Annotated in this window: 21 protein-coding genes; 16 read left to right on the top strand and 5 right to left on the bottom strand. The window is 44.7% G+C overall.

The genetic code is table 11. The features are described 5' to 3' along the window. Positions 1 to 83 precede the first annotated feature (83 nt). The 10 genes from OCU28_RS05325 to purT all read left to right on the top strand — a co-directional run bounded on the left by OCU28_RS05325 (position 84) and on the right by purT (position 9,509). Positions 84 to 902 carry a substrate-binding domain-containing protein gene (locus OCU28_RS05325; RefSeq protein ID WP_261817293.1) on the top strand — a complete coding sequence of 273 codons (819 nt, stop codon included), beginning with the start codon at positions 84 to 86 and terminating at the stop codon, positions 900 to 902. 42 nt (positions 903 to 944) lie between these two features. Beyond that, complete coding sequence (locus OCU28_RS05320; protein ID WP_261817292.1) at positions 945 to 1,643, top strand: ABC transporter permease; 699 nt, start codon at positions 945 to 947, stop codon at positions 1,641 to 1,643. Positions 1,644 to 1,650: 7 nt separating this feature from the next. Continuing rightward, positions 1,651 to 2,367 carry an energy-coupling factor ABC transporter ATP-binding protein gene (locus tag OCU28_RS05315; RefSeq protein WP_261817291.1) on the top strand — a complete coding sequence of 239 codons (717 nt, stop codon included), beginning with the start codon at positions 1,651 to 1,653 and terminating at the stop codon, positions 2,365 to 2,367. Beyond that, on the top strand, positions 2,345 to 2,932 hold the full coding sequence (gene mobA, locus OCU28_RS05310; RefSeq protein WP_261817290.1) for a molybdenum cofactor guanylyltransferase MobA: 588 nt from the start codon (positions 2,345 to 2,347) through the stop codon (positions 2,930 to 2,932). The genes OCU28_RS05315 and mobA overlap by 23 nt, the downstream gene beginning before the upstream one ends. Continuing rightward, positions 2,929 to 4,698, top strand: coding sequence for a bifunctional molybdopterin-guanine dinucleotide biosynthesis adaptor protein MobB/molybdopterin molybdotransferase MoeA (locus tag OCU28_RS05305; RefSeq protein WP_261817289.1), 1,770 nt, complete (start codon positions 2,929 to 2,931; stop codon positions 4,696 to 4,698). Before mobA ends, OCU28_RS05305 begins: the two co-directional genes overlap by 4 nt. 58 nt (positions 4,699 to 4,756) lie before the next feature. Then, positions 4,757 to 6,169 carry an exodeoxyribonuclease I gene (sbcB, locus tag OCU28_RS05300; RefSeq protein ID WP_261817288.1) on the top strand — a complete coding sequence of 471 codons (1,413 nt, stop codon included), beginning with the start codon at positions 4,757 to 4,759 and terminating at the stop codon, positions 6,167 to 6,169. A 3-nt stretch (positions 6,170 to 6,172) separates the two neighbouring features. Further along, positions 6,173 to 6,538, top strand: a complete 366-nt coding sequence (locus OCU28_RS05295; protein WP_261817287.1) for a CidA/LrgA family protein — start codon at positions 6,173 to 6,175, stop codon at positions 6,536 to 6,538. Further along, a complete protein-coding gene (locus tag OCU28_RS05290; RefSeq protein ID WP_261817435.1) occupies positions 6,538 to 7,212 on the top strand; it encodes a CidB/LrgB family autolysis modulator in 675 nt (224 codons plus the stop codon). The genes OCU28_RS05295 and OCU28_RS05290 overlap by 1 nt, the downstream gene beginning before the upstream one ends. Before the next feature lie 98 nt (positions 7,213 to 7,310). Then, a complete protein-coding gene (cdd, locus tag OCU28_RS05285; RefSeq protein WP_261817286.1) occupies positions 7,311 to 8,201 on the top strand; it encodes a cytidine deaminase in 891 nt (296 codons plus the stop codon). Between the two features lie 132 nt (positions 8,202 to 8,333). Then, complete coding sequence (gene purT, locus OCU28_RS05280) at positions 8,334 to 9,509, top strand: formate-dependent phosphoribosylglycinamide formyltransferase (RefSeq protein ID WP_261817285.1); 1,176 nt, start codon at positions 8,334 to 8,336, stop codon at positions 9,507 to 9,509. A 62-nt stretch (positions 9,510 to 9,571) separates the two neighbouring features. On the opposite strand, the gene ihfA is transcribed toward purT, so the two are convergent. The 3 genes from ihfA to pheS all read right to left on the bottom strand — a co-directional run bounded on the left by ihfA (position 9,572) and on the right by pheS (position 13,735). Then, positions 9,572 to 9,871, bottom strand: a complete 300-nt coding sequence (ihfA, locus tag OCU28_RS05275; RefSeq protein WP_261817284.1) for an integration host factor subunit alpha — start codon at positions 9,869 to 9,871, stop codon at positions 9,572 to 9,574. 475 nt (positions 9,872 to 10,346) lie between these two features. Next, the gene (gene pheT, locus OCU28_RS05270) at positions 10,347 to 12,734 is read right to left on the bottom strand and encodes a phenylalanine--tRNA ligase subunit beta (protein ID WP_261817283.1); all 2,388 of its coding nucleotides are present in this window, start codon (positions 12,732 to 12,734) and stop codon (positions 10,347 to 10,349) included. 17 nt (positions 12,735 to 12,751) lie between these two features. Beyond that, a complete protein-coding gene (gene pheS, locus OCU28_RS05265) occupies positions 12,752 to 13,735 on the bottom strand; it encodes a phenylalanine--tRNA ligase subunit alpha (RefSeq protein ID WP_261817282.1) in 984 nt (327 codons plus the stop codon). Between the two features lie 403 nt (positions 13,736 to 14,138). Between pheS and OCU28_RS05260 the strand changes: the two genes are divergently transcribed. Both OCU28_RS05260 and OCU28_RS05255 read left to right on the top strand, forming a co-directional pair. Beyond that, positions 14,139 to 15,224 (top strand): PQQ-dependent sugar dehydrogenase, encoded by a 1,086-nt coding sequence (locus OCU28_RS05260; protein ID WP_261817281.1) that lies wholly within the window; start codon positions 14,139 to 14,141, stop codon positions 15,222 to 15,224. A 433-nt stretch (positions 15,225 to 15,657) separates the two neighbouring features. Beyond that, a complete protein-coding gene (locus OCU28_RS05255) occupies positions 15,658 to 16,719 on the top strand; it encodes a YadA C-terminal domain-containing protein (RefSeq protein WP_261817280.1) in 1,062 nt (353 codons plus the stop codon). A 360-nt stretch (positions 16,720 to 17,079) separates the two neighbouring features. Here the strand turns inward: OCU28_RS05255 and OCU28_RS05250 are convergent, their stop codons facing one another. Continuing rightward, positions 17,080 to 18,078: a transposase gene (locus OCU28_RS05250; RefSeq protein ID WP_261817279.1), complete on the bottom strand. Its 999-nt coding sequence runs from the start codon at positions 18,076 to 18,078 to the stop codon at positions 17,080 to 17,082. 287 nt (positions 18,079 to 18,365) lie between these two features. Here OCU28_RS05250 and OCU28_RS05245 point away from each other — a divergent pair, with 287 nt between their 5' ends. Continuing rightward, positions 18,366 to 18,836, top strand: coding sequence for an RDD family protein (locus tag OCU28_RS05245; RefSeq protein WP_261817278.1), 471 nt, complete (start codon positions 18,366 to 18,368; stop codon positions 18,834 to 18,836). 357 nt (positions 18,837 to 19,193) lie between these two features. Further along, entirely contained in the window at positions 19,194 to 19,439 is a 246-nt protein-coding gene (locus OCU28_RS05240; protein ID WP_261817277.1) for a hypothetical protein, read from the top strand. 37 nt (positions 19,440 to 19,476) lie between these two features. Here the strand turns inward: OCU28_RS05240 and OCU28_RS05235 are convergent, their stop codons facing one another. Further along, complete coding sequence (locus OCU28_RS05235) at positions 19,477 to 20,313, bottom strand: sulfurtransferase (RefSeq protein WP_261817276.1); 837 nt, start codon at positions 20,311 to 20,313, stop codon at positions 19,477 to 19,479. A 237-nt stretch (positions 20,314 to 20,550) separates the two neighbouring features. On the opposite strand from OCU28_RS05235, the gene OCU28_RS05230 reads away from it, so the two are divergent. Together OCU28_RS05230 and OCU28_RS05225 are read left to right on the top strand one after the other, a co-directional pair. Next, positions 20,551 to 21,033, top strand: a complete 483-nt coding sequence (locus OCU28_RS05230) for a GNAT family N-acetyltransferase (protein ID WP_261817275.1) — start codon at positions 20,551 to 20,553, stop codon at positions 21,031 to 21,033. A 46-nt stretch (positions 21,034 to 21,079) separates the two neighbouring features. Next, on the top strand, positions 21,080 to 22,009 hold the full coding sequence (locus OCU28_RS05225; protein WP_261817274.1) for a LysR family transcriptional regulator: 930 nt from the start codon (positions 21,080 to 21,082) through the stop codon (positions 22,007 to 22,009). The last annotated feature ends 53 nt before the right edge of the window (positions 22,010 to 22,062 follow it).

Here is a 22,062-nt window from a genome sequence, read left to right as displayed (position 1 = left end):
ACTCTCCCAGCGCATATTCCTACTTCACACCACATCACTCATTTACTAGGTATTCTAAATAGAGTGATAAAAGGAACTCCATAATGAAAAAACTACTCATACTGCTGGTGGCTCTGTTCACCATCAATGCGAATGCCAGTGACACGCACCGCATTCGACTCGCCACTACCACCAGCACCTATCACTCTGGGCTGTTAGACTATTTACTACCAAAATTTGAATCTGATACCGGGATTAAGGTTGATGTTATCGCAGCCGGAACCGGCAAGGCCTTAAGAATGGGCCAAAACGGAGACGTAGACTTAGTAATGACCCATGCCCCAAAAGCTGAAGCAGATTTCGTCAACAAGGGCTACGGCATCTCTCCTAAAAAACTAATGTATAATGACTTTGTCGTCGTAGGACCAAAGAATGACCCTGCACAATTGAATCAAAGTACCTCAATAGAAGATGCATTCACGCGCCTTTCGAATCATAAATCTATTTTTGTATCGCGTGGGGATGATTCAGGGACTAATAAAAAAGAGCTTAACCTATGGGCTAAAACTGGCGTGGAACCGACATTTTCAGGATATAGGGCCGTTGGGCAAGGTATGGGCCCCACCCTCAACATGGCCTCAGAGTTACAAGGTTATACCCTTAGTGACCGAGGTACTTGGCTGGCATACTTCGCGCGCCTTGACCTTGAGATTGTTTATCAGAATGACCCCGAGCTATTCAATCCATATCAGGTGATTTTGATTAACCCTAAGCGTTTTCCAACCCTCAACACCGCAGATGCAAAAATATTTAGTGATTGGTTGGTTGCAGCCAAAGGGCAACAACTGATTAATGATTTCAAATTAAACGGCAAGCAGTTATTTGTAGCAAACGCAGATACTACAATTACCACTGACAATTAATACTGGCACGTAAACACCGACAAGTAAGGACACTCATTACATATGGATTTATGGCAAACCACCACCGATGCCCTGCGACTACTTATCAACTTTGATGCTGAATTGTGGCAAATAGTTGCGGTATCTTGTAGCGTATCAATCAGTGCGATTTCGATTGTGCTATTGCCTTCGGTGGTGGTGTCATTTGTGCTTGCATATACCGAATTCCGAGGCAAATGGTTCTTGCTTTCTATCATTAATACGATGCAAGCAATTCCTACCGTAGTCATCGGGTTATTACTGTATATGGTACTGTCACGCTCAGGGCCACTCGGTGATTGGCAAATGCTATTTACCCAAAAAGCGATGATTTTTGGTCAAATATTAATTTGCTTTCCTATCCTTATATCTATGATGCATGGCGCGCTACAATCCAGCGATCGCCGCGCTCTAGAAACTGCGGTCACTCTCGGAGTCTCTCCTTTGAGGATCATTGCCACCATGATATGGGAAACTCGCTTTCCTCTTATGGCGGCGACGATTGCTGGGTTTTCACGCATCGTAACAGAGGTGGGATGTTCAATGATGGTTGGGGGAAATATATTGGGTGTAACCCGAAATATCCCTACCGCTATTGCACTGGAAAGCAGTAAGGGCGCATTCGCTCAAGGGGTGGCACTTGGAATCGTATTATTATCATTAGCATTATTACTCAATTTCATACTCACTAGTATGCGCGGCAAGGGTTACTTGAGAAATTAGGCCAGCTATGACAATTAAAATAACAGCAAAACAACTGTCGATGCGCTTTAGAGATAAGGTGTTATTTCACATCCCCGAAATAACCATAGGCCCTAATGACGCTATCTATCTTAAAGGGGATAACGGGGTTGGTAAAACCACCCTGCTTAAGGTTATGGCGGGATTAATCAAGCCGTCTACTGGAGAACTGTCTCCATATAAGCCTCGACTACTATCTAAACTGTTTCGTCAACGTGGCCATAAAGATATTATCTATTTACATCAGAACCCTTACCTGTTTGATGGTAGCGTCTATCAAAATGTCGCGTATGGCTTAAAGTTCCAAACATTACCCGCACAAGAAAAACGCGCTAAGGTAATCAATGCATTACGATTAGTCGGATTAGAAACCATTGCAGATGAGCACATATCCGTATTATCTGGTGGCGAGAAACAACGCGTTGCCATGGTAAGGGCATGGATTCTAAACCCTTCTATTTTAATGATGGATGAGCCTAGCGCCTCCCTTGACCAAGAGTCGATCGACAAGATCGTAAGCTTGGCTCAAGACCTATTAAACAAAGGCGCCAGCATAGTTATCACTAGCCATCAAAGTAATGCACTTACGGCACTTTGTAAAAAGCAATGGTGGATCAAAGACAATACTCTGGTAGAGTCTCCGTTATTGCAAATAGTGACATCTACAACCTACGAGAATGAATATGCCTCAACCAAACTCAACTAGCTGGGTTATCTTAGCCGGTGGTCGAGCAAGCCGCATGGGTGGAACCGACAAAGGTTTAATAGAACTCAATGGTAAACCTTTGATTCAACACGTTATCGAACGTCTTTCTGCACAAACGACCAACATCACTATTAATGCCAATCGCAATCAAGATATCTATGCTAATTTTGCGCCGGTTATTTCAGATTCAATCTGTGACTTTCCCGGCCCCCTAGGCGGAATTCACGCCGCATTACAGCATTCAGATAGCCAATGGGTCGGGTTTGTTCCTTGTGATACCCCGATGCTAAATCACGATTTAGTTGAGCGTTTTAACCAAGCAATTACCGAAGATAGCGATATATTGGTCGCCCATGACGGTGATTATCTGCAACCGGTTTTCACTTTGTACAACACACGAGTATTGCCAAAGCTGGATGCATTTTTAGAGCGTGGAGAGCGAAAAATAGTCTTATTGTACAAAGAGTGTAATCTAGTACATGTCGATTTTTCAGACTCACCTAACTGCTTTGTTAATCTAAATACACCCCAAGAACTAGAACAATTTGGACGCCTTAACCCATGATCCAGACACGCCTTCCACTGCTCGGCTTTGCCGCTTACTCGGGTACCGGTAAAACAACCCTTCTCGAAGCATTACTCCCTAAGCTTACTGACGCTGGCCTACGTGTCGGGATGCTAAAGCATGCTCACCACAATTTTGATGTTGATAAGCCTGGCAAAGACAGCTTTCGACTGCGCAAAGCGGGTGCATCTCAAATGCTAATTTCATCGAGAAATCGCTATGCATTGATGACAGAAACCCCTGACGCAGAGGCCCAGTTCGAGTATCTATTAACGCGCTTTGAGCATGATACCTTGGATGTCATTCTGGTTGAAGGCTGTAAAAATATTGCATTCCCTAAAATAGAGCTGCACCGCGAAGCGATAGATAAGCCTTGGTTGCATCCACATGACACGAATATTATTGCAGTTGCCAGTGACCAACAGGTTGAGACTGTGTTACCAACGCTTGATATCAATAATCTGCAACAAATCGCCGACTTTGTACTCGACTACGTTAATAATTACCAAGCTGCCGCTACTACGCCAGCAGCGTCTTGTTGCGATATCCTATCTCCTGCCATGTTCTCTGTTGAGCAGGGTCAACAAAAGATCTTAGATGCAGTTAATGTACAAAACCTAAGTGAATCTCTTGCGGTCGAGAAATGCTATCAACGCGTACTCGCTAATGCTGTTCATTCACCAATCAATGTACCGGCTTACACGAATTCGGCAATGGATGGCTATGCCATTCGCGGTGACGATCTTGAAGCCCAAGATTATCAGGTTGTCGCTCAAGTCATGGCAGGTTATGCCTATCAAAAACCACTGCAAAAAGGCCAAGCGGTTAAAATAATGACCGGCGCCCCAACCCCTGAAAACGGCGATACAGTGGTCATGCGTGAACAAGCCGAACAAAGCGGAGATCGCGTAAGCTTTGGTGGCGCATCAATCAGCGCTGGACAAAACGTTCGCCAAGCGGGTGAAGATCTCGCCGCATCGCAGTTGGTATTTGAGGCTAATACTCGCATTCTATCAGCAGAAATGGGAATGCTGGCTTCAATCGGTTTAGCCAATATTGACGTAAAACGTCAACTCAAGGTTGCTATTTTCTCGACTGGCGATGAGGTTCAATCACCGGGTGATGCTTTCAAAGCCAACACCATCTATGATTCAAACCGATACAGCCTGATGGGATTATTACAAAACCTAAATTGTGAAATCTTGGACTATGGCATCCTTGAAGATGATCAAGATACCATTGTAAGTGCGCTGTCTAAAGCGGCCATCGAAGCAGATGTTATTTTAACCTCTGGTGGGGTTTCAGTGGGCGATGCGGACTATGTCAAACACGCACTAGAAGCCCTAGGCGAGATTAATTTCTGGCGTATCAACATGCGACCGGGACGCCCGTTGGCCTTTGGTAAAATAAGCGATAAGCCTTTCTTTGGACTTCCGGGAAATCCTGTTGCGGTTATGGTTTCGTTTCTAAACTTTGTTGAGCCCGCATTAAGAAAGATGCAAGGTGAAGTCAACTGGCAGCCAGTTAAAATGCCAGCTATCGCAACCGAACCATTGCGCTCACGCCAGGGGCGTACTGAATTCAGCCGTGGTGTGTACACTCAAGATGAACAAGGGCGAATTTTGGTCAGAACCACCGGTAAGCAAGGCTCCGGCATATTGCGTTCCATGAGTGAAGCGAACTGTATTATTGAAATCGCGCCTTGGGTAGATAACGTAAAAGAGGGCGAACAAGTAACGATAGTCCCTCTTCAAGGGAGACTCTAAGGCCGGCAGTTGATATACTCATGAGTGCACTCAACACTCTGAATTATGGATAGTTTTTATGCAGGCTCCTCAAGCGACTTTTTTCTTCTTCGATTATGAGACATGGGGAGTCAGCCCAGCTAAAGACAGACCTTGCCAATTTGCTGGGGTTCGTACCGATTCTGAATTGAATGTTATCGGCGAACCCTTGGTTATTTACTGCCAACCACCGTCGGATTATCTCCCTAATCCAGAAGCGGCTTTAGTGACCGGTATCACCCCTCAAAAAGCCCTACAAGAGGGACTACCTGAACCAGAATTTATTGCTGCCATCCATGCCCAGCTTAGTCAAGAAAATACCACTAGCCTTGGCTATAACAGCGTTCGCTTCGATGACGAAGTAACTCGTTATACCTGCTACCGTAACTTCCTTGATCCCTATGAATGGAGCTACAAAAACGGCAACTCACGCTGGGATCTACTAGATGTCATGCGTGCATGCCACGCATTGCGCCCCGAGGGCATTAACTGGCCAACCAATGAGCAAGGAAACACCAGCTTCAAGCTTGAGCACCTTTCCGTCGCCAATGGCATAGAGCACAGTAATGCTCACGATGCGATGGCCGACGTCTACGCTACCATAGAGCTTGCTAAAAAAGTCAAACAGGCTCAACCAAGGCTATTTAACTTCTTCTATCAGCATCGCGGAAAAAATAAACTCAATAGCCTAGTTGATATTGCCAACATGACACCACTAGTACATGTGTCAGGCATGCTGTCGAATCACCTCAAGACCGCGATAGTCGCTCCTATTGGGTGGACGCCGCAAAAAGCGCTTATTTGTGTGGATCTCACCAAGGATATCTCCCCACTGTTAAACTTAGATGCGCAACAGATCAAAACGCGCTTATATACCCCAAGGGCTGATCTTGCTCCAGACCAAGTGCCTATTCCGCTTAAACTGGTGCATCTCAACAAGTGCCCTATTCTCGCTCCCCTTGGCGTACTGACAGATGACGCTATAACAAGGACAGAAATAGACAAAGCTGACTGCCTATCTAAGCTTGAACAGCTCAAGCACAGCGACGACATTAGAGAAAAATTGGATCAAGTATTCTCCGCTGCTCGAGAGTTTGCCAAAAGTTGTGACGTTGACCAGCAGCTGTATGATGGTTTCTTCAACCCCTCAGACAAAGCGCAGATGCAGATTATACGTGAAGCCGATCCTCAGGCTTTAGGCTCTATGGATCTACAGGTCAAAGATGACCGTATTAAGCCACTGCTGTTTAAATATCGAGCTCGCCATTATTTTCAAACACTCACCGATCAAGAACAAAAACAATGGTTGCTTCTGTGTCGAGACAAGTTTGAGCAAGAGCTTCCTGAGTACATGCTAAACTTAGAGCACCTCGGTGAACAGTATCAAAGTGATGAACGCAAGATGCGCGTCCTAAAAGCGGTTTATCAATACGTACAACAACTAGTCTCCTAATCTATGATCAATAAAGCCATTTATTACTTAACCAGTGCCGCCCTTATTTGCTTGGCGTTATTTTTGGGCAACTTTATACAAGAATATTTTTCACTTTCGGTCCCAGGTAGTGTCATCGGCCTTATCCTTTTATTTTTGAGCTTGGTCAGTGGTATTGTGCAACCTCATTGGGTTCAACCAAGTGCCTCGTTTCTGATTAAGTACATGATCATATTATTCATTCCAACCAGTGTTGGACTTATGAATCACTTCCACTTGCTTATAAACAATGCATTAGCAATTGTGGTTAGCGTGGTTGGCGGTACCCTATTTGTATTGTGTACCCTCTCCCTTGCCTTGGATAAGCTACTCGGAGACAACAAAAAATGATCTGGGTAGCCCTAACACTTATTGCTTATTACATCTCACGTACCATTTCGGCTCGTCTTCACCATCCGTTAGCAAATCCACTGTTAATCAGCATGTTGATCCTGATACCATTTTTGTTGCTATTTAAAATCCCTTATGAGACCTATTTTGCAGGTAACCATCCTATCCAGATGTTGTTGCAACCTGCGGTAGTCGCGCTGGCTTATCCTCTGTATGAGCAACTCAATGAGATCAGAGCAAAATGGAAACTGGTGCTCACCACCTGTGTTGTCGGCTCATTAGGGTCAATGTTTAGCGCAGGATTATTGGCTGCATTTCTTGGTGCCAATTCAACCCTACTTGCCAGTATCGTGGGTAAATCTGTTACTACTGCAATTGCGATGCAGGTTTCGGGGGAGCTTGGCGGCGAACCGGCAATTGCCGCAATCTTAGTATTATTGGCCGGCCTTACCGGCGCGCTGTTTGCCTATCCCATCTATCAAATGCTCGGCATAAAACACCCGATAGCTAAAGGCTTAACCCTAGGGACAGTAAGCCATGCCCTAGGCACCGCCACCGCATTTGAGAACAACCAAAAAGATGCGGTATTTAGCTCTTTGGCATTGGTGCTGTGCGGGGTAATTACCTCAATCCTTGCCCCAACCGTGATGGGTATCATTTTAGCCGTGATGTGACCGTAAACAGTTCGTCTAGACCAAAAGCACAAAAGCAGTTCTTAGTTAGATATCCATAGGTTATGATATATCTAAGTTTATCTAACTAGGGAATCCTGATGAACCCTCGATTTCAGCATATCTATAACACTCTACCTGCAGGTTTAGTTGCGCCGTTTAAAAGCGTATTTGATGGCAATTCATTTAAGGGCATCTTAACACCTTCGCAATTTGAATCCCTAAAGCAAGCCTCCTCTCTTGATGAACAACAACTCAAGGTGACCTTGCTACCCTTTGCTGCCGCCTATTCCATTGCACCTATCTCTAATTTTAATGTTGGCGCTATCGTCAAAGGAGACTCAGGCAGTTTCTATTTCGGCGCTAACTTAGAATTTATTGGGGCTCAACTTGGACAAACGGTTCATGCTGAACAATCGGCTATCAGTCATGCATGGATGCAAGGGGAAACTGGCGTACAGGATATTACGATCAACTTCAGTCCTTGCGGACACTGCCGTCAATTCATGAATGAGCTATCTACAGCCCGTACTCTGCAAGTACAGTTACCAGAACGTGATGAGATGTCTTTACAAGCCTATCTTCCTGAATCTTTTGGCCCGCAAGATCTTGGCATTGAAACTGCACTAATGACACCTATTAACCATGGCTATCAGTTCTCCCAAGAAGATGAATTGATCCGCCATGCGGTCATAGCACTAAATAAGAGCCACGCACCCTACACCAACAATCACAGCGGTTTAACGATTCGCGTAGCCAGTGGCGAGCTATTTAGCGGTAGCTATGCGGAGAACGCAGCATTTAATCCAAGCCTGCCTCCACTCCAAGTCGCGCTAGTTCAAATGCAAATGGCAGGATTAGAATTTACCGAAATTCAAGAAATTGCGTTAGCTGAGATGGAACAAGGCTCTATTTCTCACCTTGCCGATACTCAATCAACCATTGAAGCAATCAATCCTGATATCCCAATTCAATACGTCGCCATTGACTAAAAATGCACTGCATAATGAACCCAGCTTAAGGCTGGGTTTATTTTTTTCCAAAAACCCGAAGCAAACGTTTGCGTTACATAAAAATTTGAGTATCATTTGCCAAAAATTCTTCAAGAATAAGGTATTTAGAAAATGTTAGGTACGGCTACTGCAACGAGTGCAACTAAGGTTTTACTATTGGGTTCTGGTGAGCTTGGTAAGGAAGTTGCGATTGAGTGTCAACGTCAAGGTATTGAAGTTATCGCATGCGATCGTTACGAGAACGCGCCAGCAATGCAAGTTGCCCATCGCAGTTATGTACTTGATATGCTAGACGGCGCTGCGTTAAAAGCGATTGTTGACCAAGAGCAGCCTACCTATATCGTGCCTGAAATTGAAGCGATTGCCACCGATACACTGCTTGAGCTCGAAGCGAACGGCACGACCATCGTGCCCAATGCTCGCGCCACCAGCCTGACGATGAACCGCGAAGGCATTCGCCGTTTAGCCGCTGAAGAGCTTAACCTTGTCACCTCTCCTTATCAGTTTGCAGACAGCTTACAAGCCTTTCAGCAAGCGGTTGAAGCGGTCGGCATGCCATGTGTGGTAAAACCGATTATGAGCTCATCAGGCAAGGGGCAAAGTGTTATTCGCACCCAAGACGACATCTTAACCGCATGGGACTATTCACAAGCAGGTGGACGCAGTGGTGAAGGACGCGTGATCGTGGAAGGCTTTATTGACTTTGATTATGAAATCACTCTATTAACGGTTCGCGCAGTCGATGGGGTACACTTCTGTGCGCCAATTGGACATCGTCAACAAGACGGTGACTATCGCGAATCGTGGCAGCCTCAGCAGATGTCAGAACAAGCACTAGAATCCGCTCAGCACGTTGCACAAGAGATTGTGAATGCATTAGGTGGCTATGGCATCTTCGGTGTAGAGCTATTTATTAAGGGTGATACGGTTGTCTTTAATGAAGTCTCCCCTCGCCCGCACGATACCGGTATGGTAACCATGATCTCTCAAGAGATGTCCGAGTTTGCTTTACATGTTCGAGCCTTTACCGGCAACCCAATACACTCAATCAACCAGTTTGGCCCATCAGCGTCGGCTGTTATCTTAGGCCAAGGCACTTCAAATAATCTCAGCTATTCTGGAATTGAAGAAGCAGTCAATAAAGCAAACACTCAAATTCGCCTGTTCGGCAAACCGGATATCGATGGTCGCAGACGTCTTGGCGTGATCTTAACTAGAGATCAAAGCACGCAACAAGCAGTATGCGCCGCAGTTGAGGCAAGTAAAAAGGTTAAGATTCATTACTAACTTTTATTCAGCGATCAAAAAAGAGGTCAAATGACCTCTTTTTATCTAGTGACTAACGAGTATTAGATATCGTCTTTTTTCAAAGCTTCCACTCGAGCCTTTAATTTTTGGCCAGGTCTAAAGGTTACAACTCGGCGAGCAGAGATCGGGATATCTTCTCCGGTTTTAGGATTACGCCCAGGACGTTCGCTTTTCTCTCGCAGATCAAAATTACCGAACCCGGACAGCTTTACCTGTTCGCCACATTCAAGTGATTTCCGAATTTCTTCGAAAAACACTTCCACGGTTTCCTTGGCATCCCGTTTACTGTATCCAAGATTTTCAAACAGGTTTTCTGCCAAATCGGCCTTGGTGAGCGCCATAAAACTTTCCTCAAAGCTAGATGTATCATTTGCTACTAAATAGTAGCCCTCAAAAATCGTCTAACAATCAACTACATATTGATGACTTGATCGAAAGTGTATGACATGCTTTTCGGTTTCGCCAACTTTTTCTTCCCTAAAGTTGATAAGAATTAAACACTTAGGCTGTTTTTGTATTATTAGCCCTAAAGTTAGACTAAAATTGCATAAAAATCAGACTAATTGCCAAACGCTATTATTGTTTATTTATAAATATCAGTAACCTAGAATCATTCTCAATACGCATAATCGTGACACTAATGAATAACAATCTCGGCCAATGAGTGCAACTACTCTAAAAATTGCCTAAATTTACCTTTATGAAATTCAACTCAAATTAGAGTTAACTTTCCATCATCCAACCACACTTAACCGATGCGCAAACAAAAAAAGGGAGCCTAAATAAGGCTCCCTTTCCAACAATTACGTTGCGATATTAGTCGCGCAGTGTTGCAGCAAATTGCTCAGTAACAGCAGCAACTACAGCATCAACAGAGCTTGCAATATCAGCCTCTTCAAGGGTACGCTCAACGGATTGAAGCGTTAACGCGATAGCAAGGCTCTTCTTACCTTCCTCAACGCCTTTACCTTGGTAAAGATCAAACAGTTTTGCATCGGTTAGCAGTTCGCCGCCGTTGGCAACACAAGCTGCAACCACGTCACCAGAAGCCACAGCTTCATCAACAACAAGCGCGATGTCGCGACGGTTGGCAGGGAACTTAGATACCGCTACGGCTTCAGGCAATACGCGAGTTGCAATTGCAGACCACTCAAGTTCAAACACAATAGTACGGCCGTTAAGACCAAACTTGCGCTCAAGCTCTGGGTGAACCGTACCAATTACGCCCACTTCTTTACCGTCTAGGATGATAGCTGCGGCTTGTCCTGGGTGAAGTGCTGGGTGCTGGGTTGCCGCAAAGCTGTACGCTTTGTCATCACACGTTAGCTCTAGAACGGCTTCTAGGTCACCTTTAAGATCGAAGAAATCTACGGTGTTGGTTTCAATGTCCCAATGCTCTTCGCTGCGAGTACCCGCAAGAACGCCCGCTAGCATCGACTCTTGACGCATGCCGTTCTCAGCATTTGCATCAGGAATAAAACGCAGACCTGATTCAAATAGACGTACGCGTGGTTGCTGGCGCTTTTGGTTATGAACAACTGTGTTCAATAGACCTTGGATAAGCTGCACGCGCATCGCTGACATATCGGCAGAGATTGGGAATGGCAGGATCAAAGGTTCAATGTTTGGTTCGATAAGCTTTTGCTGCTCAGGCTCTACAAAGCTATAAGTGACTGCTTCGTGGTAGCCACGATCTACTAGCAAATCACGAACACGTTTAAGTGGCTGGTTTGCCTCTTTGTGGTCGTTCATTGTAAGAGCCGCCATTGGCGCTTGATTTGGAATGTTGTTGTAGCCAAAGATACGGCCAACTTCTTCAATCAAGTCTTCTTCGATAGCGATATCAAAGCGCCATGTTGGAGCAACCGCGTTCCAGCCTGCATCAGTAGTTTCAACTGTGCAGCCAAGACGCTCAAGGATCTCAACCACGTCTGCATCAGAGATAGAGTGACCTAGTAGGCTGTCTAGCTTAGCGCGACGAAGAGCGACTGTGTTTGCTTTTGGAAGGTCTGCTTCAGATTCAACGCCCGCGATAGGTGCAACGTCACCGCCACAGATCTCAACTAGTAGCTGAGTCGCGCGCTCCATTGCTTTGTGCTGTAGTGCGTAATCCACACCACGCTCAAAACGCATAGAAGAATCAGTGTGCAAACCGTAAGCGCGAGCACGGCCACGGATATGATCCGGTGCAAAGAATGCGCTCTCAAGCAATACGTCTGTCGTTTCTGTCGTTACGCCAGAACCTTCACCACCAAATACGCCTGCAATCGCTAGCGCTTGGTTGTGGTCAGCAATAACCAATGTATCTGCGTTTAGCTTGGCTTCGTTGCCATCAAGAAGAGTCAGTTTCTCGTCTTGCTCAGCCATACGAACCACGATGCCACCTTCAATCTTGCTCAGATCGAATGCGTGCATTGGTTGGCCTTGCTCTAGCATCACGTAGTTAGTGATATCAACGATTGGGTCGATAGAGCGAATGCCACAGCGACGCAACTTCTCTTGCATCCAGATAGGAGAAGAGGCTTTAACGTTTACGTTCTTAATCACACGGCCAAGGTAACGTGGACACGCTTGCGGCGCTTTAACTTCAACAGAAACTGTGTCTTGAATGCTTGCAGCTACTGCTGCGAACTCAGGCTCTTTAACCGCTTCACGGTTTAGAACGCCAACTTCACGAGCTAGACCACGGATGCTAAAGCAATCCGCACGGTTCGCTGTTAGATCAACATCGACTGTTACGTCGTTTAGGTCTAAGAACTCACGGAAATCAGTACCGATTACCGCTGTTTCAGGTAGCTCCATGATGCCATCAGACTCGATGTCGATACCTAGCTCAGTAAATGAACACAGCATGCCGTGTGACGGTTGGCCACGCAGTTTTGCTTTCTTGATTTTGAAATCGCCTGGTAGAACAGCACCCACAGTTGCGACAGCAACTAGGATACCTTGGCGGCAGTTTGATGCGCCACATACGATATCGAGCAATTCTTCAGCGCCAACATCTACTTTAGTTACGCGCAGTTTGTCAGCATCAGGGTGCTGACCACACTCAACAACTTTACCTACTTTAACGCCGGTAAACTCGCCAGCTACAGGAAGAACGTCGTCTACCTCTAGGCCAGCCATGGTGATTTGGTGTGTTAGTTCGTCAGTAGTAACCGCAGGGCTAACCCACTGACGAAGCCATGATTCACTGAATTTCATCTAATTGTGCCTCTGGATTACTTGAACTGTTTAAGGAAACGAAGATCGTTCTCGAAGAACGCACGCAAGTCCGTTACGCCGTAACGAAGCATAGTCAAGCGCTCAACACCCATACCAAATGCAAAGCCTTGGTATTGTTCAGGGTCGATGCCTACAGAGCGAAGTACGTTCGGGTGAACCATGCCACAGCCTAGAACTTCAAGCCATTTGCCGTCTTTACGCTTAACATCAACTTCTGCAGAAGGCTCTGTGAATGGGAAGTAAGAAGGACGGAAACGCACTTCAACTTCTTCTTCAAAGAAGGCAACAAGGAAATCAGAGATAATGCCTTTAAGCTGTGCAAAGTTTACGTTCTCGTCAACCAATAGACCTTCAATTTGATGGAACATTGGGGTGTGAGTTTGATCGTAGTCGTTGCGATATACACGGCCTGGTGCGATGAAACGGAACGGTGGTTTGCCGTTTTCCATGGTACGGATCTGAACACCAGAGGTGTGCGTACGTAACATCAAGTCAGGATTGAAGAAGAAGGTATCGTGGTCAGTACGAGCCGGATGATCTTCTGCAATATTAAGTGCATCGAAGTTATGGAATGCATCTTCGATTTCAGGGCCTGATTCGGTTGCAAAACCAAGCTCACCAAAGAACTGTTCCATACGCTCGATAGTACGAGTCACTGGGTGTAGACCGCCATTTTCAATGCGGCGTCCTGGCATAGTAACGTCGATTGTTTCAGCCGCTAACTTCGCTTCTAGCTCTGCTTTTTGCAGGCCATCTTTGCGAGCTGCGATAGCTTGCTGAACTGCACCTTTTGCTTTGTTGATCTCTTGACCAGCACTGCGGCGCTCTTCTGGTGGTAGTTTACCTAGGCTTTGAAGTTGAAGCGTTAGCTCACCTTTCTTGCCCAAGAATTGAACGCGCACTTCATCCAGTGCGACTAGCGATTGTGCTTGTTCAATAGCAGCAGTCGCGTTCGCAATAATCTCTTGTAGATGTTGCATTATTTCCTCATCTGCCTGAGGCAGTGTCCTACGGGATTTAGGGTATTTTGATAGTTACACATAGTAATAAAAGGCAAGCACAAAGCCAAACCTAATTGAGGTGAAATTCAAGATTTATTAAATCTTTAACTAGATCGAGTGCAACTAGGTGCGTATTTCTAACAAAATCGTTGTGATAGGTTGCCGCTAATGCAACAAAACATCACAGCGCCTCATTTCAGGGCAAAGTAACGGCGCCGGTGCATTGCCCCTATCGCGTGCTCTCACCTACCTAATTATCTTTTACACTTTCCCCCTCGACAACTCACCCCGCCATAAGCTACAAGGAGCATATACTGGATATACACCCGCAATACGAGCGGTGCGATGAGCATGTTGCACCATCACGCTAAAAGGAATAAGCATGTTAGGCATGAAGAAAGGCTATTTACTGGCATTGACGTTGGGAACACTGGGCTATGCAAATCTAAGCCACGCCTATACTTTGCAAACCGTTGCCACTGGATTAAAAGTGCCTTGGTCAATCGAGTTTGTAGATAGTAATACCGCTGTTATTAGCGAGCGTAATGGCTCTATCGTAGAGCTCGACATCCCATCAGGAAATATCAAGGCCCTATACAAACCTCAAGATGTATATGCAGCTGGTCAAGGTGGGCTGCTCGACTTAGCCTTCAACCCACAAAACAAGAACCAACTATTTATCACCTATAGTCAAAAGGATAAGCAGGGCCCGAGTACTATCCTCGCCTCGGCAACCTATAGCAAGGGATCGCTCACCAACTTTAAACACATTCTAGTGACTCAATCTCACTCAAATACTGGACGACATTTTGGTAGCCGTATTGTATTTGATAACGAAGGTAAGCTTTATTTTTCCATTGGAGATAGAGGCAATAGAGACAACGGCCAAGACACATCTAATCATGCTGCTACCATTGTTCGCATTAACGGCGATGGTTCCGTACCTAGCGACAACCCATTCATAAACGACAAACACGCGTTGGCTGAAATTTGGAGTTATGGGCATAGGAATCCACAAGGTATAACCTTTGATTCACAGACAAAAACACTATGGGCAATAGAACACGGTCCGCGTGGTGGGGACGAAATAAACAAGATTGAGAAAGGAAATAATTACGGCTGGCCAATAACTTCTCATGGTAAAGAATACTGGGGACCTTTGATGGTAGGTGATTCAAAATACCAGCAAGGCATCACAGCCCCCGCACTAGTTTATACCCCATCTATTGCTCCCTCTTCACTGATTATCTATCGCGGTAAACGCTACCCTGATCTTAACGGCAAGTTACTCGCTGGCGCTTTAAAGCTTACCCACCTCAACGTTATCAAAATCGACGCCGACAATTTAATAGAAGAGCAGCGTTTATTTGAGGACTTGGGAGAGCGAATTCGCGATATACAGTTATCACCCGATGACTACCTTTATATAACAACCGATAGTGGCAAAGTAATGAGAATCTTGCCCTAGCCCACATATATATAGCAAGCGGGCAACCCTATATTACTTGCATTCGGAGCCGTTATAAAACGCGCTCCGAGGCAATCGCAGTTATTAGTGTTTCATCATCGAGTTACAAAACATAACGCGGCAAAAGCAAGAGCTTCCCTATGTATCCACATAGACCCGTCCCTATACAAAAAATCGTAAACCACTATTATCTTGGGAGCCCCAAGCCAGCCCTTTTAGAAACCATATATTTCTCTGTTTTCATGATTAATAGTCAATGCGCAAATATACTACCCAACCTATATAGCATGAAATTAATTCACACTTAACATTCCTAAATGTCGTTTTTCTGAGCAACTGAAAACACCTAAATTAAATGCATGCCCCACAGGTTGAGCTTACAAACAAGGCTCAGGGCGCAGAAAGAATTTTGGAATCAAACAGGAATTATATTATGAAAACAGTCACTAAAACCTTACTTGCTCTGTCAGTTGCTTCTGTTTCAGTTAACGCTCTGGCCGCTCAAACACTAGAACAGCAATTACACGATCTTAAAACCTATTCATACTCAACCGCAGGCGCAGAAGAGCGATTAATCACTCAAAATAGACTCGCAAATGCCGACACCGCAACACTAGCAGAATCCAATCGACGAGCTACTGTGGGCAACGCTGAGACTTCCCATAATAACAACCAATGGCTAGGACAGGTGCAGCAACAAGCAGACTCAAACCACCGCGCTGCTGTAGGTAACGCTGAGACTTCTCATAATAACAACCAATGGTTAGGACAGGTGCAGCAGCAAGCAGACTCAAACCACCGCGCTGCTGTAGGTAACGCTGAGACTTCTCATAATAGCAACCAGTGGCTAGGACGTGTTCAAAAGCAGCAAGAGTCACAGCGTCAGCAATTGACAGAAAATGCCGGTCACACATTGGAAAACAGAGCCAATCTTGAGCGTCAAGGTGTACAAGTTACCGCTAATACCCAAACCACTCATAATAACTCTCAAGGTGTAGCTGAGAATGCACATCGAGCGCTAGAGAATCGCGCTATGGTTGAACGTGATGAAGCCGTATTAGCGCAGCATCAGCACACTCTGGATACACATACACAGGCTCTGAGTAATCAACAAAAACAAGTAGCTACCGTTAGTAATCAAGCTGCACATGCAGAGAATTTAGCAGAGCGCAACCGCGCCTTGGTTGAGCAGAACTCAGAAAAAGTGGCGCAAAACAGTGCGGATCTTAAAGACCTTCGTAAAGACTTTGAGCAAATGGCGAAAAATGTAGATGGTGCATACGCAGAGTCCGCCGCTTTTGCTGGCCTAGTAGACCCGTATGGCGTTGGTCACTTCACGGTAACCACAGCAGTTGGTTACCACGGCGACGCCCAAGCAGTTGCGGTAGGTGTGGGTGAGCGATTTACTGAGCACTTTACGGCAAAACTTGGTGGCGCGTATGACACTGCAACAGAATCAATGAGCGCATACGCAGGTGTTGGATATGAGTTTTAATCCTTGGATATGAGTTTTAATCCTAAGGTACTCATCCATAAATAAGCCACATCCTAGATAGACAATTTTAGGGAACTAACCGTACCGTTAGTTCCCTTTTCACTTTAGAAGAGAGTAGAACTGGAAGTAGAACTGGACACCCAAGAGTAGAACTGGACACCCAATAATTATGATAATCAGAACGATACTTAACCATTACAAGGTGAAGCGTGAGATAATGCGTTAAAATCGGATAAATGTTGATCAGTGCTGTGAAATTGACATTAAAATACGTAAATTGGGGAATTCAAGGCGTGCTGTGTCGTTAGCTAAGCTAATTAATAAAGATGTGCTGTGAATATGAGTAAATAGAGCGAGTGGTCAGTGCAAACATCGTCGCAGTTGGTTCTTTTTGGCTATCCATCGCCTACCTGTGTGCTCTGCAAATAACGCCAACTCATCCAGTGTTCCAACCGCTCCTTGATAATCTTTACCAAAATTACTGGCTAAGCTCATCCAAGTCTCGGTATCTAAGCCGAGTGAGTGCAGTAGTTTAGGGTGTGAAGCGACAATTGCACCGGGTTTATCATTTCGAATAGTACGACCACTCCAATCCACTAGCTCAATATAATCGAGTAATGAATACGGAATGCCACACTGCTCAGACTCACTGGTATCGCCAACAAAACCAAATAATGCCTTCTTGTTACAAGGGGGCTCGCTTTGCTGTTCATCTTGATGTGACACGCCATGAACTCGTTCATAAACGGAGGTGTATTCAGACGCTTCGATGCTGTCGTTGATGCCTGCGCGTATGGGGTTCAAATCGACATAAGCCATGCACGTTAATAAGGCTTCTTCATCAAGTAACGCTTGAGACTTAAACCGCCCCTCCCAAAACCTTCCGGAGCAGTCATCTTCTGCGTTGGCTTTGCGTGCAATAAACTCATTTAAGCTACGCATAAACCATGAAATATCAATCAGGCGCTCTCGCCAATCATTGATGATACTAAGAGCTGTTTCACTTTCAATTCCAACGCAGGTTTGTTTTCTTAGCCAGCGCTGAACTAATACGGGAAGTGAGTATAACTGCCCCCATTTCCAGCAGACCTCTTCATCACTAAGCTGTTGATTTAATTGCTCATCGACATGCAACACAATGTGATAATGATTTGACATCACCGCATAGGCGCAGATATCCATACTAAATACCGTCGACAAATAATGCATCCGCTCAACCACCCATGCTCGACGGTGCTCATATGATTGCCCTGTATATTTATCGTCGCCACACAGATAGGCTCGACGAACACAACGCGAGATACAATGGTAATAAGGGGTATCAGAAAGGGAGACTTGAGACTGTCGAGATTGGGTCATAACAACTACCTCCGAGGTGCGCTATGCATCACTTAAGGTTAGTTGCGGGATCAAGAGACGTCAATCTTTGGGTGTCCAGTAATCTTCTTGTTGGGTGTCCAGTAATCTTAGGAAGCAATATTTGTTGCATGATTTTCAGCTAGAAATCAGATCCGTATTGCATTATATGCATATGTTTGAGTTTGGTTAGGTATAATATTTGAGATATGCTGAATATATGGACTGGTGCTGGCACAATATTAAAGTGTTAGCCGACTGAGCCTGGGCAACGAAAAGGAATGAAATTTATGGAAGAAATACCAGAGAATCCGTATTTGCTAGCATCACGCAGGTCCCGTTTTTCAGCATGGCTTATTGATACGCTTATTATTCTTCTTTTCACTGTACCGCTAATGTATTTCATGGATGGATTCGATGGGCTCGCTCAAGACCCTCAAGTGCCCCCTTCGTTTGAGTATGAAATAATAATGTTCGTATTTACTTTTAGTTGCTATTGCGCAATTAACTGGAAATTGCTTAAAGCATCAGGCCAAACTGTTGGTAAGAAGCTATTAAAGATAAAAGTTGTTAATACTGATGGTAGCCCTATAAGTGTCCAACAGCTGATCTTCAAGCGCTATTTATTTATGACAGTTCTTTATTACATCCCTATTATCGGCGCTCTATTAGGGACAGCTAACTTTCTGATGATCTTTGGTAAGCAGAAACTTGCCCTGCATGACCGTGTGGCAAAAACAAAGGTAATGAATGCATTATAGAAAAATGTGAGAAACTACAAATTTGGCACCTGAGGTTTCCACAATTACCTCTGACTCTTAAGGCATCGTAAACTTAACCACTTAGGTAGCAGTTATATAATCCTTTAAGTAACTAGCTAAATAGTAATTTAGGCTATACCACAGGCCAACTTCATTAAAGTGCTAGCTAAGCGCACTGACTAGTTCAGTGCCGCCCCTTTCAAAGGAAAGCCCTACCCCATAACATACCGTTGGAATATTGTATTTAGATTAGATTTCTATGGTTGGTTACAATCCTTTATGGTAGAAACGGTAAAATTATAGATATTTGTGGCCTTTGCCACACAGACTCCCCCATTTTTATTTAAAAGAGTTACTATGAATTTTGATATTAATACATTGAAACACCACCAACTGGTCGAAGATGGTCAACTTGAAGGTTGTTACATTCATCAGCCCATACACGGCAGTCAACAAGATGATGAAGCTGTTTTAACTGAACGCCAAGCGCTAGAAAACATGGGCTACAAGGTGATGCAGGTTCAAACTAAGAGCGGGACAACAACATTTGCCCAAGCTATACAAAAGCTTGCGAAGAAGACGGGTCACAAGCTGAAGGAATAAGTAAATATACAGGTCAGGTTTTGATAATCTGAGCGACTTAATCCGCTAACGGTAGTGCTTCATTGGAGCCCCACTCTGCCCAGGACCCATCATATAAAATAGTATCTGATAGCCCAATTTCATGGGCGGCTAGTATCAAGATACAAGCCGTAATGCCTGAGCCACATGAGAACACCAAACGCTGAACATTAGAGGCGCCAATTTCAAAGAAAAGCTCAGATAACGCTTGCTTTGATTTGAATCTATTCCCATCCATTAATGAAGCAAATGGAAGATTCACGGAATTAGGTATCCGCCCCGCCCTGACGCCGGGTCTCGGCTCAGCAACTTCGGCATTAAATCTGGCACGGCCCCTAGCATCCACCAGCAACTGTTGTGCATTGTTTAGATCTGATAGTAGCGCTTTATAATCGATTACTTTATCTGGGCTATAGCTTGCAGCAAAGTCACCGCTATTAGTCTCTTGGGCATATGCCGAGCTAGTTGGGTATCCCTTCTCAATCCATGCTGGCAGGCCACCGTCTAATACCCAGACATTATCAAAACCCATAACCTTAAACGTCCACCACGCACGAGGCGCACTATAGATACCTTGGTTATCAAAGATCACAACCTTAGTTTGGTTATTAATGCCCAGCTTTTGCAGCTGCTTGGTAAACTGTTGCGGTGTAGGAAGTGCGTGTAATTGGGCGGATTGGTTGTCACAAAAATCACTTTCAATATCCAATGGCAACGCGCCTGGAATAGTTATAAATTCTGAATACTCAATCGGCTCTTTACCCACAATCTTCAACATAAAGGCATCTAGCAACACTAAGTGTTTATCTCCTAAATGCGTATTTAACCAGTCACAATCAACCATCACATTACTCATCTATTATCCCTAACATTGGTACTCTTATTAACCACTGAGTATTTACCAAACCCACGCCACTAACAAGTGAAAACCTCTCTATATTAAACGCTATAGGAATGATAATAATTCCTACATTTCTGCTAGACTTGATAAAAATTCATAGCAAGTAGTCATTTTATCCATTTCTCTATGCCCAATAATAACGGTAACTTGTTACTACAGATTGGATCAGACCATAGAAAGTGAGGAAACATCATGTCTTTAGAAATAGTAAGTATAAACCCTGAGTTTGACCCTGTAGTCAAACAAGTAATCAAGAAAGTTGGCGAAGAATTTGGTGCAGTGGGCGAAGGCTATGGACCTTCCGATCCAGAAGTAGAGAACATGAGTCAATACTACACACTAGATAATAATAGTCGTTACTTTGTAGCACTCAAAGATGGTGTTGTAGTTGGCGGTTGCGGCGTCGCTCCATTTACGCAAGGCTCATCTACCTGCGAGCTAAAAAAACTGTTCTTACTTGAGGGTGCAAGAGGTCTCGGTCTAGGTAAAGCCCTTTCTAATCACTGTTTAGAGTTTGCTAAAGAGCAAGGCTTTACTCAATGCTACCTAGATACCTTGTCTAATATGGACTCGGCGGTACGTCTTTATGAAAAGCTTGGCTTTAAGCATTTATCTGCACCACTAGAAGGGACACTACACAATATGTGTGACGTGTGGATGCTAAAGGCATTGTAATAAATACCCATCAAAAAATAGTTCGAGTCTTATCAAGGATGAAAAGATGCACAATTATAAACTGCTCGTTGCGCTGGACTCATTGCTCAAAACTCGCAACCTGACACTTTCAGCTCAAGAATTGAATGTCAGTCAATCAGCGATGAGTAAGACACTATTGCAGATCCGAGATGCCTTCGGCGATCCTATCTTGATCCGCGAAGGCAATCAATTCTCGCTAAGTCAGCGCGCTATCTATTTACAAAGAGAATTACCTGATCTTTTGCAGCGGCTAAACCGACTTTATTGCCCCGAAGAAATCATCCCCGAACAGATTACGCGTCGCTTTACCCTCGCCTTTAATGCGTTTATTGCCCCTAAGATACTCCCCGTAATTTGCCAGCAGCTTGAACTACAATCTCCTCTATCAAGCTTAACCACTCAACTTTGGCAAACAGAGGATCTGAGTGAGCTTCATAAAGGACGTGTTGATATCGTCGCGACCATGGCAGAGGAGATCCCAGATAACCTGTATGGTAAACGGTTAGGAGGCGATAAATACGTTGTATTGATGTCTGCCTCACACCCACTCGCTAATATGTCGATGACAACTAAACGCTACGCTGATGCAAAACATATACTAGTCAATGGTGTAGTAGATAAACAAAGAGAGGTCGATCGCCTAATCACAGATTCAGGGCGCAACAGGCGTATATTCGCAACCGTCCCCTCCTTTGATTCCGGCGTAGAAGCGCTGCTGATAACCCATACCTTAATGACAGTTCCACTGCATATTGCCGCAGGCTTTGCTGATAAAGGCTTAGTGATTAAGTCTGTTCCGTTTGATACCGATGAACATAGCTATTACCTACTTTGGCACGCTCGCTATAACAATGACCCTGAGCACCAATGGTTTAGAGAGCTTTGCTTACCACTTATTAAAGACGAACTGTGTAAATCTATTGAGCTTGGGCAGCAGCACTTTCAATTGAAATAATTGGTAGCTGTTAGCTAGGAATTATAGGCAATAAAAAAGGAGACCCTAGGGTC

The sequence above is a fragment of the Vibrio gallicus genome (assembly GCF_024346875.1).
Taxonomy (GTDB): domain Bacteria; phylum Pseudomonadota; class Gammaproteobacteria; order Enterobacterales; family Vibrionaceae; genus Vibrio; species Vibrio gallicus.
Note: the sequence above shows the minus strand (reverse complement) of the source record. Positions and strands in the feature narration are given on the sequence as shown.